This window comes from Vallitalea longa (assembly GCF_027923465.1).
Taxonomy (GTDB): domain Bacteria; phylum Bacillota; class Clostridia; order Lachnospirales; family Vallitaleaceae; genus Vallitalea; species Vallitalea longa.
This window is the reverse complement of sequence record NZ_BRLB01000078.1, coordinates 1-305: the sequence shown is the minus strand read 5'-3', so window position 1 is coordinate 305 and position 305 is coordinate 1. Positions and strand designations below refer to the sequence as shown.

1 protein-coding gene is annotated in these 305 nt (G+C 38.4%); it reads left to right on the top strand.

The window, feature by feature from the left end:
• Positions 1-305, top strand: a 305-nt coding sequence (locus QMG30_RS24895; RefSeq protein ID WP_281819929.1) for a condensation domain-containing protein, incomplete at both ends; no start/stop codon positions are given.

Below are 305 nucleotides of genomic sequence, written 5' to 3'. Positions count from 1 at the left end.
ATTACGATGATGAAAAAGTGGAATTGAAAAAACTGAACTTCAACTTCAGGGATTACGTATTAGCACGAAAAGAAATGGAAAACACGGAAATCTACTTGAGGGACAAGACCTATTGGCTAGACAGGGTAGCAGACTTTCCATTAGCACCAGAGGTACCATTAAAGATAAAACCAAGTGCAGTAGAAAAAACAAGTTTTTCAAGAAAACATAAACTATTCGTGGAAGAAGAATTGAAACAACTGAAAAAATATGCGGCAGAAAATGGAGTGACCATGGCAGCACTACTATGCACAGCCTACGGGAAG